This window comes from Chryseobacterium proteolyticum (assembly GCF_046591535.1).
GTDB classification, from domain to species: Bacteria; Bacteroidota; Bacteroidia; order Flavobacteriales; family Weeksellaceae; genus Chryseobacterium; species Chryseobacterium proteolyticum.
Genome location: NZ_JBJLWK010000003.1, coordinates 525,592 through 539,026 on the forward strand (window position 1 = coordinate 525,592; position 13,435 = coordinate 539,026).

Annotated in this window: 13 protein-coding genes; 5 read left to right on the forward strand and 8 right to left on the reverse strand. The window is 36.8% G+C overall.

The annotated features are described in order from the left end of the window. Positions 1 to 268: 268 nt before the first annotated feature. Both ACJ5H0_RS13455 and ACJ5H0_RS13460 read left to right on the forward strand, forming a co-directional pair. On the forward strand, positions 269 to 1,027 hold the full coding sequence (locus tag ACJ5H0_RS13455; RefSeq protein ID WP_411249908.1) for a murein L,D-transpeptidase catalytic domain family protein: 759 nt from the start codon (positions 269 to 271) through the stop codon (positions 1,025 to 1,027). Positions 1,028 to 1,082: 55 nt separating this feature from the next. After that, positions 1,083 to 1,463, forward strand: a complete 381-nt coding sequence (locus ACJ5H0_RS13460) for a cupin domain-containing protein (protein ID WP_172282115.1) — start codon at positions 1,083 to 1,085, stop codon at positions 1,461 to 1,463. A gap of 52 nt (positions 1,464 to 1,515) precedes the next feature. On the opposite strand, the gene fabF is transcribed toward ACJ5H0_RS13460, so the two are convergent. The 8 genes from fabF to ACJ5H0_RS13500 all read right to left on the reverse strand — a co-directional run bounded on the left by fabF (position 1,516) and on the right by ACJ5H0_RS13500 (position 7,587). Further along, positions 1,516 to 2,757 carry a beta-ketoacyl-ACP synthase II gene (gene fabF, locus ACJ5H0_RS13465; protein ID WP_411249909.1) on the reverse strand — a complete coding sequence of 414 codons (1,242 nt, stop codon included), beginning with the start codon at positions 2,755 to 2,757 and terminating at the stop codon, positions 1,516 to 1,518. A 2-nt stretch (positions 2,758 to 2,759) separates the two neighbouring features. Further along, positions 2,760 to 3,185 (reverse strand): PaaI family thioesterase, encoded by a 426-nt coding sequence (locus ACJ5H0_RS13470; RefSeq protein WP_345990990.1) that lies wholly within the window; start codon positions 3,183 to 3,185, stop codon positions 2,760 to 2,762. Between the two features lie 9 nt (positions 3,186 to 3,194). Continuing rightward, complete coding sequence (locus ACJ5H0_RS13475) at positions 3,195 to 4,409, reverse strand: acetyl-CoA C-acetyltransferase (RefSeq protein ID WP_411250348.1); 1,215 nt, start codon at positions 4,407 to 4,409, stop codon at positions 3,195 to 3,197. A 66-nt stretch (positions 4,410 to 4,475) separates the two neighbouring features. Then, positions 4,476 to 5,081, reverse strand: coding sequence for a TetR/AcrR family transcriptional regulator (locus ACJ5H0_RS13480; RefSeq protein ID WP_411249910.1), 606 nt, complete (start codon positions 5,079 to 5,081; stop codon positions 4,476 to 4,478). A gap of 100 nt (positions 5,082 to 5,181) precedes the next feature. Continuing rightward, the gene (locus ACJ5H0_RS13485) at positions 5,182 to 6,162 is read right to left on the reverse strand and encodes an alpha/beta hydrolase (RefSeq protein ID WP_411249911.1); all 981 of its coding nucleotides are present in this window, start codon (positions 6,160 to 6,162) and stop codon (positions 5,182 to 5,184) included. 46 nt (positions 6,163 to 6,208) lie between these two features. Next, positions 6,209 to 6,625, reverse strand: a complete 417-nt coding sequence (locus tag ACJ5H0_RS13490; RefSeq protein WP_172282127.1) for an OsmC family protein — start codon at positions 6,623 to 6,625, stop codon at positions 6,209 to 6,211. A gap of 88 nt (positions 6,626 to 6,713) precedes the next feature. Beyond that, complete coding sequence (locus ACJ5H0_RS13495; protein WP_411249912.1) at positions 6,714 to 7,379, reverse strand: helix-turn-helix domain-containing protein; 666 nt, start codon at positions 7,377 to 7,379, stop codon at positions 6,714 to 6,716. Further along, positions 7,354 to 7,587: a hypothetical protein gene (locus tag ACJ5H0_RS13500; RefSeq protein WP_411249913.1), complete on the reverse strand. Its 234-nt coding sequence runs from the start codon at positions 7,585 to 7,587 to the stop codon at positions 7,354 to 7,356. The genes ACJ5H0_RS13495 and ACJ5H0_RS13500 overlap by 26 nt, the downstream gene beginning before the upstream one ends. Before the next feature lie 346 nt (positions 7,588 to 7,933). Between ACJ5H0_RS13500 and ACJ5H0_RS13505 the strand changes: the two genes are divergently transcribed. From ACJ5H0_RS13505 to ACJ5H0_RS13515, 3 genes are all read left to right on the forward strand, one after another. Beyond that, positions 7,934 to 8,926 (forward strand): EndoS/ChiA family endoglycosidase, encoded by a 993-nt coding sequence (locus ACJ5H0_RS13505; protein ID WP_411249914.1) that lies wholly within the window; start codon positions 7,934 to 7,936, stop codon positions 8,924 to 8,926. A gap of 243 nt (positions 8,927 to 9,169) precedes the next feature. Further along, on the forward strand, positions 9,170 to 10,048 hold the full coding sequence (locus tag ACJ5H0_RS13510; protein ID WP_172282133.1) for an AraC family transcriptional regulator: 879 nt from the start codon (positions 9,170 to 9,172) through the stop codon (positions 10,046 to 10,048). 426 nt (positions 10,049 to 10,474) lie between these two features. Continuing rightward, positions 10,475 to 13,435 (forward strand): SusC/RagA family TonB-linked outer membrane protein, encoded by a 2,961-nt coding sequence (locus tag ACJ5H0_RS13515; RefSeq protein ID WP_306613385.1) that lies wholly within the window; start codon positions 10,475 to 10,477, stop codon positions 13,433 to 13,435.

Genomic DNA, 13,435 nt, shown 5'->3' on the forward strand with positions numbered 1-13,435 from the left:
TGCAGAATATTAAATTATTGAAGATTTATATGAAGGAATTCCTTGCGAAGTATTTTTTCATGTTATAGCAAAACCCGTAAAATCGCAGTATCGCATAAAATCAATGCGACAGGAATTGACCCGAAATGCGTTGAAATAACGGCTTTAATTCACAGAATCAGGAAGTTAAAGTTTCTTAAATAGCGTTAAACTTCGGTTTGTTTTTCCTGTCGCGTAATTATGTTTTTATAATTTTGCCCCACTAATTTATATTTTACATAGTTATTGAATGAAAGGATTATATAGCCTCTTGGGCTTTGCGTACATGGTTACAACTTCATTTTACATTTCTCCGGAGAAAACGAATTTAAGAAGTGAAACCATTGGCACAGAAAAAATTGAAAGAGTAGCTGACACGAAATCTGAGAAGATAACCAATGCGGTATCTTCGTCAGAAGAATTATATAAATCAATTGCATTCGCACCAGGACATGAACTTAATGAAGAGGTGTTCTTTAAAGCCTTAACAGGATTTGAAAATTTAAAAAAAGCAGGATTACTGAGCCAGGATTCACACTTACTGACAGTCTGCGATTTTTCGATGTCCTCCAATACCAACAGGCTATGGGTAATTGATACACAGGAAAAGAAAGTTTTGTTTAATTCTTTGGTTGCCCATGGTAAAAATACAGGAGAGGAGTTTGCAACCAATTTTTCAAATAATGAAAGCTCGCTTCAAAGCAGTATGGGATTCTATATTACCGATGCTACCTATAACGGAGATAACGGATATTCTCTAAGGTTGCTTGGGATGGATAAAGGATTTAATGATGCGGCTTACAGAAGAGCGATTGTAATGCACGGAGCAAATTATGTAAGTGAGGAATTTGCAGCAATGCATAAAAGAATCGGGAGAAGCTGGGGATGTCCTGCCATTCCGAAAGACCTTACGGCTCCAATTATTAATACCATAAAAGGAAGAAATTGTCTGTTTATTTATTATCCGGATCAAAATTATCTTTCTTCTTCAGAATGGTTAAAGTCCTAATAAGAATTGTTATCAATAAGCATAAAGACGATTTGAACATAAACTAAAAGGTCGTATGAAATCTACAGGTGAGTATATTCCTGCTTTCAGGTTATCGAGTAATCCGGATCAGACAAGCAGGTTTGAGAAAGGTAAAATACCCACTTTGAAGCCCATGAATACCAGGACTTTTTGGATTAGTACGATAACAGAAGAATGGGAAAAACATACGCATCCGGCTCCACGGAGACAGTATGTGATCACATTAAAAGGAAATATTTTATTTAAAGTTAGCGATGGTTCTACATTTCTAATTGAACCGGGAATAATTCTTATAGCAGAGGATACTGATGGAGTTGGACATAGTTGGGAAATAGTGGAAGGAGAAAAATGGGAAAGACTTTATATTCCAATTGAAGAGGGGGGAGATGATTTTTTTATTCCTGAATCAGAATAAAATAGAAAGCAGTCAATTTTGACTGCTTTTTTATTTTTATTAAACTAATTCCTTAGCTAAATTTCTTGAAAATCAAGGTCGCATTGTGTCCACCGAATCCGAAAGCATTGCTTAAAGCATACGTAATATCTTTTTCTTTAGCCTCATTAAATACGATATTGACATCTTTAGGGATGGCAGGATCTATCTCGTGAAGATTAATGGTTGGAGGAATGATTCCGTTCTCAATTGCTTTAATTGAAAGTATGGCTTCCGCAGCACCCGCTGCCCCTAATAAGTGTCCTGTCATTGATTTTGTACCACTTATATCAAGTTTTTTACTTCCTTTGAAAAGGCTGTTGATCGCTTTTAATTCAATAAGATCTCCTAAAGGCGTTGAGGTGGCGTGGGGATTGATATAATCGATATCTTCTGCATTAATTCCGGCTTCGTTAAGAGACAGCTGCATAGCTTTTATAGCACCTGCTCCTTCAGGATGCGGAGCGGTCATGTGATAAGCATCTGCTGTCATGGCAGCACCTACCAGTTCGGCATAGATTTTTGCTCCTCTGCTTTTGGCATGTTCATATTCTTCAAGGACCAATGATCCTGCTCCTTCACCGATTACAAAACCATCTCTGTCTACATCATAAGGACGGCTTGCTGTAGCAAAATCGTCGTTTCGCGTAGACATTGCTTTCATGCCGGAGAATCCGCCCACGGAAGCTGGAGTAATACCAGCCTCTGAACCTCCGCTGATGATTACTTTTGCTTTACCCAAACGGATATAATTAAAAGCATCCATTAAAGCTGTATTTCCGGTGGCACACGCGGAAACTGTCGTATAGTTGATTCCCTGCAGTCCGTATTTCATAGAAATCATTCCTGAAGCCATGTTGGCAATGAATTTTGGAACGAAGAACGGATTGAAACGCGGTATGCCCTCACCACCATAATATTCTGCGACTTCATTTTCGAAGGTTAGCATGCCTCCCTGTCCTGTTCCCCAGATAACACCTGTATCGAATGGATCCATCGCTTCGAAATCCAATCCTGAATCTTCAATTGCTTCAGCAGAGGCGTACATTGCATACTGAGTGAAGAGATCACTTCTTTTTATTTCATTATGGTTCAAATATTTTTTAGGGTCGAAATCTTTTACCTCACATGCAAAATGAACTTTAAATTTTTCAGCATTAAAATGCTTGATTAAAGCCGTTCCGCTTACTCCATTAATACTGTTTTGCCAGAAATCTGCGACATTGTTTCCCAAGGGTGTAACTGCACCCAGTCCTGTAATGACAACTCTTTTCATACTTAGTTACTGATTTTAAATAAATTGGAGGTTCCTCTAGCAATGAGTCTTGTTTTATCTGCGTTCCATATCTCGCATTGGGCATTTACAAATTGCTTCCCCCTTTTAATGATTTTAGTTTCGGCTACAATATTATCATTTTCTTTCGCAGTTGAAAAATAATCGATGACATTATTTATGGTTGTAATGAAAGAATTTTCATTTAAGGAAAACATCGTAGCACCGATGATGTCATCCACAATAGCCGCGGTTACTCCGCCATGAAGATTACCGATTGGATTCAGCCATTCCGGGCGAATGGTATATTGAAACTCCAGATTTCCTTCCTCTACAGAAATTACAATAGGATTCAGCCATTTCATAAATGGAGAAGGGGACTGATCAAATTCTTTTCCAATAAATTGTCTTAATTGTTCTAATCGATCCATATAATACTTTTACTTTTCTATAATCATGGTGACACCTTGCCCTCTTGCTGCACAAATAGAAATAAAACCTTTCCCGCTTCCTTTTTGGTTTAAAAGCTTAGCCAGTGTAGCGATAATTCTGCCTCCGGTTGCGGCAAACGGGTGGGCAGCTGCCAGGCTTCCGCCTTTTACATTCAGCTTATTTCTGTCTATTTTTCCCAAAGCTTTTTCTAATCTGAACTTTTTGGCGAGGTCATCATTCTCCCAGATCTTAATTGTTGCCAAAACTTGTGCTGCAAAAGCTTCGTGGATTTCGTAATAATCAAAATCTTCAAGGTTCATTCCTGCTTTTTTCAACATTCTGTCTGCGGCAAAAACCGGTGCAAGAAGTAAATTTTGTCTGTTTTCCACATATTCTATTCCTGCTATTTCGGAAAAGGTAATATAGGCCAGGATGGGAAGATTGTTGGCCTTAGCCCATTCCTCACTGGCCAATAAGACAGCAGAGGCCCCATCTGTAAATGGAGTAGAATTTCCTGCAGTGAGTGTTCCGTTTTGTTTATCAAATGCGGGTTTTAACTGAGCCAGTTTTTCAAGGCTGGTATCAAGGCGTAAATTATTATCCTTCTCTAAACCAAATGCGGGTGTGATCATATCATTGAAAAATCCTTCCTCGTAAGCCTTAGCCATATTTTGGTGACTTTTGAAAGCCAGCTGATCCTGATCTTCACGTGATATCTGATAATATTTTGCGGTAATTTCAGTATGTTCACCCATTACCAATCCTGTTTTAGGTTCCTGTCCCTTGTATGGAATAGGCATCCAGTCTTTCAATGACGGGCTTAAGAGATGTTTCAGCTTTCCAAAAGCTGATTTTTCTTTATTTGCTTTTAAAAGAGCCTTTCTCAATTTGGGGGACGATTCGAAGGGGATATTGCTCATAGCTTCTACTCCGCAGGCGATACCGCTTTCTATTTGTCCAAGGGCGATTTTATTCCCAATATATATAGCTGCTTCGATTCCTGTATCACATGCTTGCTGAAGATCACATGCCGGAGTTGCCGGATCCAGAGATGTATTCATTACTGTTTCTCTGATGAGGTTACTTTCCGATATGTGCTTAATAACTGCTCCGCCTGCAACTTCACCAAGTAGTTTTCCTGTGAGCTGATAACGGTCAATCAGTCCATTTAAAGCAGAAAGCAGCAAATCCTGATTCCCTTTATCTGCATAAGCAGTGTTCATTCTGGCAAAAGGAATTCTGTTGTATCCTACGATGGCCACTTTTTTTTGTTTCCATATGATAAAAATTTATGATGGAATAATATTAAGTTCCTGGTCTATGATTAAAAGGATCCTGTCTAAAGCAAGGTTCAGATAGGTTTCATGACCTGTTGTTTTGGAAAGAAGTATACCGCCTTCAATAAGCATAATGAATAATGAGGCCATTTCATCTGCATTTACTTTTTCATTTAATTCTCCGCTTTGCTGACCTTCCTGAATAGCTGCTGAAATTTTTTTGATCCAGGCCTGAAAAGATAGAGTAACCTGATTTTTCAGGATAGGAAAAGCGTCATCAGACTCTGTAGCGGCATTCATCAGCGGGCATCCTCCATTAACGAAAACATCCTTCCAGCTTTTACGGTAAAAATTGACAATAGCTTTTAATTTATCCACAGCCAGAGGAAAGTCTTCTCCTAGTGATCTGGACATGCTTCTACTCAGAAAAGTTGAGTTATACTTGTAAGCTTCAAGAGCTACTTCATCTTTGTTTTCAAAATTTCCGTAAATACTGCCCTTTGTTAGTCCTGTTGCTTCCGTAATGTCCGAAAGCGTCGTTGAGAGATAGCCTTTCTTATTAAATAAGGGAGCAGTAGTCTCAATAATGAACTGTTTGGTCTTTTCTGCTTTTGACATAATCATGAAATTATATGCAAATATACGAAAATATACCAAATGGTATATTTAGAATAAAAACTAAGTCTGAACTTGAATATTAGTCCAGACTTAAGATATTTTATTTAAAGAGAGCTTCTTTTATTGTGGAAGCTGCCTGGGCAAGAGATTCCTGAATTGCCGGAATATGAGCTATAGGATTTAATAATCCATAATCATGGATAAAACCTTTATACACTGCAAGTGTAGTAGGAACACCGGCTTCATCAAGCTTTCTTCCATACGCTACCCCTTCGTCATGAAGAATATCATTCTCAGCTATCTGGATCAATGCAGGAGGTAATCCTTTTAACTCTTCAAGAGATGCCTTATTTGGAGAAGCATATTTTTCTTTTCTTTTTTCAAGATCTGTAGTATAATTGTCCCACATCCATTTCATTAACGGAGTTGTTAAGAATCTTTCCTGCGCATACTTTTCATAAGATTCTCTTGTAAAATCTGAGTCAGTAACCGGCCACAATAAAACCTGGTAGTGAAGTTCCGGACCATTTTTATCCTTTGCCATCAGAGCAACTACAGCAGCCATATTTCCACCTACGCTGTTTCCTGCAACAGCCAGCTTAGAGCCATCCACTCCGATTTCTTTGCCATTTTCGGAAACCCATTTTGTAGCTGCATAGGCCTGATTAATAGCAGTTGGATACTGAGCTTCCGGAGATGGAGTGTAATCAGGGAATACAGCGACGGCTCCACTTTTTACAACCAAATCTCGTACTAATCTTTTATGAGTAGGGAAATCTCCTAATACCCATCCCCCTCCATGGAAAAACATAAATACAGGAAGGTTATCGTTTGCTCCTTTGGGTTTTACAATATGAATATTTAATGAAATTCCGTCCTGGGTAATCTTTTTTTCAAATTCTTCAATATCTGAATAATCAAAGTTTACAGAGGCTTGTGCTCCTACAAGAACCTGTCTTGCATCTTCAGGAGACATTTCTTCAATTGGTTTTCCGCCTCCACTGTTAAGATCCTTAAGAAAAACGCGGATATCTTTTAAAATATGGGGATCATTTTCTGCGGGTTGAACATTGTGTGACATAATTTTGGGTTTTTAAGGTTGGTAATTGGTTATAATAGTAGGTTGATTATGCTAAAGTTGCGTTGAGTGTAATTTCAAAATTGAAAGCGGCACTTACCGGGCATCCTTCTTCAGCAATTTTAGCATATTTTTGAAAGTCTTCTTCTGAAAGTCCTGGAACTTTTGCGGTTAAAGTCAATTCAGATTTAGTAATTTTTCCAATACTTGGATCAAGAGTAATAACAGAGGTTGTTTTAAGTTCCTCAGGGGTAAATCCGGCCTGTGATAATTCAGCGCTTAATTTCATGGTAAAGCATCCTGCATGAGCAGCCGCCAATAATTCCTCAGGATTTGTTCCTACACCATCGGCAAATCTGCTGTTGAAAGAATACTGAGTTTCATTTAATGTGGTGCTTTGCGTTGTTAGGTGTCCGTTTCCTTCTTTGATGTTGCCATTCCAAACGGCTGTTGCGTTACGTTTCATAATGTTTTGTTTTTTAGTTAATATTTAATTGTTTTTTGATATGACAAAGGTATGTCACATCAAGGTTGGTTTCAATAGATAAAAAGGCTTAAGTATTGTACTTTTTTCCCGAAGAGTAATTTTTCTTAAAATGAGCCGGTGTGCTGCCTACCTTATTGGTGAATAATCTGTTAAAGTACGCGGGGTCCTCATAGCCAAGATCATAAGCTATTTCTTTTACCGGTTTATCCGTATAGAACAATAGTCTTTTTGCCTCCAGCAAAATTCTGTTGATAATGAGTTGATTGGGAGATTCCAGGTTTAGGTTTTTAAACTTGTGGGTCAATGTTTTCGGCGCAATATGCAATAACTCGGCATAGTCGGCCACATTGTGTTTTTGTCTGAAATGAATTTCAAGGTTTCTGCTGAAATCCCTGAATACATCGAGATCATTATTCGGGATGCTTACCCTTTCCGTTTCCAGGTTTTGTTTTTTCCACTTTCTGGTAGAATGAATGATAATCTGTTTCAAATAGGTCCTTATCATTTCTTCGTTAGAGGATTGCTTCCATTCAAGTTCATCCTTTATATTTTTTAACAAATTTCTGATAATTACAGCCTCCTCTGGATTCAGCTCTACCTTTGGAATTTCAAATATATTATGGAAAAGGATCCCGTCACAGGCCACTTCCTTATCATGAATCTGAATACAATAGAAATCTCTGTTGTAATGTAATAATATGGATTCATCAGCATTTCCCTTCTTTATATCCAAATATTGATTGGTTAAAAAAAAACAGGGTAGGAACTGTAGTTTTGTAATGGTTAAAATCCACACTCAATTCATATCCCGGAGGAATAAAGAAGATTTTGATCTCGGAAGTCAATTTACTTTCCTTTAAAATGCCAAGATTTTCTTCAGAAAAAACATCGAATCCAAATTTTTTATAGGAGTCTTCAAAAATAAAACTTTGTCGCAGCATTAGTATACTTTAAGAATAAAGATACAAAAAAGCTGGGTGCAGATGTATTAAATCCCTGAAACAGATCTTTGATTACAATAAAAATCACTTTTGCCTCTCTTTGTCAGTAAAAAAACTGTGATATGATCGGGATTTGTAACCTGTTGTTTTATAGAGGTTTTTATGGTTGTAAAATAGTATTGCTTAATGATAAAATAGTATTATCCCGATCACTCTTCAAAATTTAGATTTGTTAATATGAATTAAATCTTAAATAAATTTTAATTATCTCTTGTTTATAATGAATGATATTTAAGAAAAAGAGATCTGACCTGTTTATATAGAAAAAACCGCAAAAAATATTAAGATGAGAAAACAAAAGGGGCTTGCTTACGTACATATGATTTTAATTTTTATGTGCTTCGGTTTCATATCCTGCCAGGATGATGAAGGAACAATTCCAAAGGAAAAAACTCCGATTGAAATTATCAACAGTAAAAAATTTAAGGTAACAGGATATTTTAATGGATTGACGAGAGGAGGAGTGATACCTGATTACTACAACTTGAGGGATATTCCGGATGGTGTGGATATTGTCAACCTTTTTCATCGTTTTTTGGGCTTAAGTAATTTAAAGAGAGGAGATAGGATTCCCGGAGCTACAGGAGAGGATGCAAAAACATTAACAGAGATCATCAGTGACGTACAATTCCTTAAGAAAAGAGGAACTGTTGTTATTCAGACCCAGTTCGCAAATGAAATCTTCGAAAATTATAAGGATGAACGGAAAACCGTAAAATTTAAAAACACGCCTGAAGATTATGATGCTTACGCAAAAAAGGTCTCAGATTCTTTGACGAAATGGGGGATTGATGGGGTTGATCTGGATCTGGAGCCAGGCTATACGGATGCCGGTTTTAATGCCGGAGATTGGGAACTTTATATTAAGGCCTTTGCTAAATATTTTGGACCGGGATCAAACTCAGGAAAGCTACTCATCATTGATACGAATGTAGGATTATCAGAATTAGGGGTGTCTAGTGCAACCCTTTCAAAGATCGATCTTATTTATATCCAGGATTATTGGGGAAGTGAAGCATCCGGTGATAATAAAATCGATGGTTACATACAATCCGGTTTTCCAAAGAAGAATATCCTGTTGATTTCTGCTGACTTTGAATCTTCTTATTCTTATAGTAATGATAGCCAGGGACCTTTGAGGCTAAAAAAGTATTACACTTCTACGAAATACCAAGCTAAGGCGGGAGGATATGGTGCTTATGGATTCAATTTTGATAAAAAACAGGACTATAAAATTTATAGTGAAATGATTACCAGCATCAATCAGCTAAACCAGTAAACGTGGAAAGATGAGGTAATAATTAGTTTACCTAGTGATATGGCCGCTTCTAATTATTGGATCCGGCTTTATTTTTCTTATTAGAGATGGATCAAAACAAGTTAAGAAGTGTCAGTCATTATCTTTTACTAAAATAAGTGTACTTTAGTCAATCAAATTATAAAAACAACCGGATGTAAGGTTCCTTATCTTACATTTCTATTATAAATGCCCATAATTCAGTAATTTAACTATTGTAAACACATGAGCGGATTAGAAAATATTTTGAGAGAAATAACTCCGTTATCTCCCGAGGACAGTTTTCTTGTATTTGACCGGATAAAAACCTCATTTGATTTCCCGTATCATTACCACCCGGAAATTGAAATCAACTTTATCTACAAAGGGAAGGGATACCGTCGGATGGTAGGGGACCATACCGGAGAGATCGGAGATATTGAATTGGTGCTGGTTGGCCCTAATCTTCCTCACTGTTGGGCAAATTACCGATGTAAGAACAAAAAAACATATGAAATTGTAGTACAATTTAATCAGGATTTTTTCAACCAATCCCTGATGCAGAAGAATATTCTCAAACCGATCAGCAATCTTATCAAAGAGTCTATAAGAGGCATCCTGTTTTCGAAGGAGACGGCTGAAAAGCTGAAAGAGTCTTTTCTTAATCTTTCGAAGATGAATAGTTTTGAATCTTTTATTGAGATCATGAAAATCCTGAATGAACTGGCAACAGCTGAAAACAAAACATTATTATCCTCTTACAGTATTGAGCTGGAAACATTTGTGGATAGTGATAAAATGAAGATCATCCATGATTTTGTGCATAAGAATTTTGAAAATAAACTTACTCTTGAAGGCGCTGCTTCTCTGGTCAATATGAGCAATGTTACGTTCAACAGGTTCATTAAAAAAAGGACGGGCAAAACTTTTGTGAATTACCTTAATGAGATCAGGATCAGTTATGCCGCACGGTGGCTGATGGAAAAGAATCTTACCATATCTGAAATTGCATTTGAAGCAGGTTTCAATAATATTGCCAATTTTAATAAGGTCTTTAAATCGCTCAAAAAAACAACACCTACAGAATTCAGAGAACAGTTCAAGGGAGTAAAGAAAATAGAATGATATTTTTATTTTAAGAGCATTTTATATTCCCGGGCCCGGATTTTGGGGTTTGGATTTTCTTTTTATGGTCATAAAATGACAGAAATCACGAAAAAAAATTATGCATATATCACATTTTGGCTATAAAAAATAGGAAAAAAACATGATTTTATAAATTCTCTAAAATGTTGTAATGTATTGTATTTCAGGTCAAAAAAAGGCTAAGAAGAAAAGTGTAGAAAAAATAATATCGTTTTATGACAAAATAGTATTATATCTGATTGTGCACAAAAATTAGATTTGTCAATATGAATTAAATTTTAACGAAACTTTAATTGTTTACTATTTATGATACATAAATGTTAAGCAAAATAAAGTGGGCTTGCTTTATAAATAAAAACAAGCTGTAAAGTATTGATTCTAAATTAAACACTATTTAATCTACCTATGAGAAAAACTGCCGTACCGGTTTTATTAGCTTTTTCTGTGTTTGGATATGCACAAGTAAAAAAGCCTGCCGATTCAACTAAAACAGCCGACATCGAAGAGGTTGTTGTGACGTCTTTGGGGATCAAAAAACAAGCCCGTTCTTTAACTTACTCCAGCCAACAGATTGGAGGAGATGAACTGACGGCGGTAAAGACTCCCAACCTTTTAAACTCAATCAATGGGAAAGTTTCCAATGTGCAGATCAATAGAACCAATGGTGTAGGGAGTTCCGTAAGAGTAGTAATGAGGGGAAACAAATCTGTTTCTAATAGTCAGCCATTGTATGTAATTGATGGAATTCCTATTATCAATGATGCAGGGAAAGCTCCTGAAATCAGCCAGTACTCGAGCATGCCGGATGCAGGAGATGTATTAAGCTCCATCAATCCGGATGATATTGAAAGCATCAACTTCCTTAAAGGAGCTTCAGCTTCAGCTCTATATGGTTCTGCGGGAGGTAATGGAGCAATACTTATTACGACAAAAAAAGGGAAAGTAGGTAGAAGCTCGATCAGTTATAGCTCTAGTTTCAGTGTAGAAAGAGCATATAGTCTTCCTAAGTTACAGCACAGTTATTTGTCTTATGATCCGTCTGTATCAGGTGATGCTCCGGGGGCTTCTGTGCAGAGTTGGGGAGCAAAAGGGTCTTCAAAGGATTATTTAAAAGATTTTCTACAAAATGGAACAACATGGGTGAATAGCCTTTCTTTTCAATCTGGAAATGAGAAATCAACCAATTATTTTTCGATAGGAAATACAACTAATAAAGGAGTCGTTCCCCTTTCCTATTTTGATCAATATAATGTTTCTTTCAGAAACTCGAGTAAATTTCTCGATGATAAACTAACATTAGATGCTAACTTTATAGGCTCTTTACAGAATAGTATAAACAGACAATCTCCAGGGGTATCTTTCTCTCCTTTAACGAGTTTGTATTGGCTACCAAGAGGAGTAGATTTTGATCAATATGGCCCAGATAACTATTCTTATATTGATAAAAACAGATTACTGCCGGCACAAAACTGGTGGGAGGTAAAACCTGACGGATCCTTTAAAGGAAATCCGGCTACACAGAATCCATATTGGATATTGAACAGGGATAAGGTTACAGTAAATAACAAAAATACCTACAGTGCCGTTGCTTTATCTTACCAGATCAACCCATGGTTAACAGCAAGAGTTCGAGGGAACTATAGTTGGAGTATTTCAGATAGCCAAAGAGGAATTTCAGCGTATTCAGATCCTGCTTTGTTAGCCAATGGTACTAATGGAAGGCTTCTTAGAAATACATATGAAAATTCTTCTACTTATGGAGATGTTTTGTTGGTGGGTAGTCCTAAGTTGAGTGAGGATTTTTCTTTAGACTTTACAGTAGGAGGAAGTATTAATACCTCGAGAAATAAAGTTACTCAAATCGATAATTCCTATTTGGTAACCCCCAACTTATTTTCATTAAATAACCTTTTGTGGCCAGGAAACAGAGCACCTGGTGATGGATATCATTATATTTATTACAATCTCAAAAAACAAGTGCAATCTGTTTTTGCCAGCGCTTCCGTTGGGTACAAAAATATGTTATATGTTGATATGACATTTAGAAATGACTGGGATTCTACTCTGGCCTTAACGGGCAGAAAAGGATTTGATTACGAGTCCATAGGAGCCAATGCCATATTATCCTCAGTCTTTAAGCTTCCTGAGGTTATTAATTTCTGGAAAATAAGAGCTTCTTATGCGACAGTTGGGCTTGGGTTACCGCCAAATATATCGAATGCAATGTTAGAATATAACAAAGGTTATTCTTTTGGGGTAGATGCGGGAACAATTGTATATCCTAAGAGTTCTTTTGTTACAGATCCACGTTATAAGGATTTGTTTCCAAAACCTGAATTGAATAAAACATTTGAGGCGGGTACTGAATTAAGATTACTAAGAAACAGACTTAATTTTGATTTCACGTATTACGACTCTAATGCGACGAATCAATTACTAGAAACACTGATTTCTTCCAATTTAGGGGGTATTCCTACCGGTTCATATTACATTAATGCTGGAAAAATACAAAATACAGGTTTTGAATCTTCATTGTCTTATAAGGTTTTCAATACAGGAAAATTTGACTGGACCACAACATTGAATGGGTCCGTGAACAGAAACAAGATCGTTGAATTGTTTCCTTCAAGCCTGAATATTCCGCAAGATCAACTGTTTTCATTAACAGGTGGTGGAAATTATACAAAAATGAAATTAGGTGGATCGTTTGGTGATATTTATGGAATTAAATACCAAAGAGATGCGCAGGGACGTATTTTGGTAGATAAAGATGGTATTCCATTGGCGACTACAGGGAGCCTTGGATACTTAGGAAATCCGAATCCTAAATTTATTTTAGGTTTCAATAACAGCTTTAATATTGGTAAGTTAGGTATTTCCTTCCTTGTTGATGGAAAATTCGGAGGACAGGTACTATCACTTACTGAGAAAGCAAATGATGTATATGGTGTAAGCAAAGCTTCTGCGGATGCTCGTGATGCTGGTGGGGTATCTATCCCAAATTCTGTGTATGCACCGGGAACGCCTAATGCAGGACAGGCTTATAATGGCAAAACTGATGCAAAAGCTTATTATAAAGCTGTGGGAGGAATTGAAAATAATACAGGGATTGACGAAGCCTATATGTATAGTGCTACCACGGTGCGTTTACGTCAGGCATCGATCTCATATACCTTTGACGTGAATTCAAAATATATGAAAAGCGCAACATTAAGTCTGGTAGGAACTAACCTGTTTTTCTTCTATAAAAAAGCGCCGTTTGATCCTGAACAGGTATCAGGAAATACACCAGGTGGAGTAGGAGTAGATTCATTTGGTTTGCCAATCACCAGATCTATAGGATTATCATTAAAAGCTAACTTCTAA

Coding starts and splice junctions, on each gene's coding strand:
- ACJ5H0_RS13455 (WP_411249908.1), top strand. CDS start 269: ATGAAAGGATTATATAGCCTCTTGGGCTTTGCGTACATGGTTACAACT.
- ACJ5H0_RS13460 (WP_172282115.1), top strand. CDS start 1,083: ATGAAATCTACAGGTGAGTATATTCCTGCTTTCAGGTTATCGAGTAAT.
- fabF (WP_411249909.1), bottom strand. CDS start 2,757: ATGAAAAGAGTTGTCATTACAGGACTGGGTGCAGTTACACCCTTGGGA.
- ACJ5H0_RS13470 (WP_345990990.1), bottom strand. CDS start 3,185: ATGGATCGATTAGAACAATTAAGACAATTTATTGGAAAAGAATTTGAT.
- ACJ5H0_RS13475 (WP_411250348.1), bottom strand. CDS start 4,409: ATGAACACTGCTTATGCAGATAAAGGGAATCAGGATTTGCTGCTTTCT.
- ACJ5H0_RS13480 (WP_411249910.1), bottom strand. CDS start 5,081: ATGTCAAAAGCAGAAAAGACCAAACAGTTCATTATTGAGACTACTGCT.
- ACJ5H0_RS13485 (WP_411249911.1), bottom strand. CDS start 6,162: ATGTCACACAATGTTCAACCCGCAGAAAATGATCCCCATATTTTAAAA.
- ACJ5H0_RS13490 (WP_172282127.1), bottom strand. CDS start 6,625: ATGAAACGTAACGCAACAGCCGTTTGGAATGGCAACATCAAAGAAGGA.
- ACJ5H0_RS13500 (WP_411249913.1), bottom strand. CDS start 7,587: ATGCTGCGACAAAGTTTTATTTTTGAAGACTCCTATAAAAAATTTGGA.
- ACJ5H0_RS13505 (WP_411249914.1), top strand. CDS start 7,934: ATGAGAAAACAAAAGGGGCTTGCTTACGTACATATGATTTTAATTTTT.
- ACJ5H0_RS13510 (WP_172282133.1), top strand. CDS start 9,170: ATGAGCGGATTAGAAAATATTTTGAGAGAAATAACTCCGTTATCTCCC.
- ACJ5H0_RS13515 (WP_306613385.1), top strand. CDS start 10,475: ATGAGAAAAACTGCCGTACCGGTTTTATTAGCTTTTTCTGTGTTTGGA.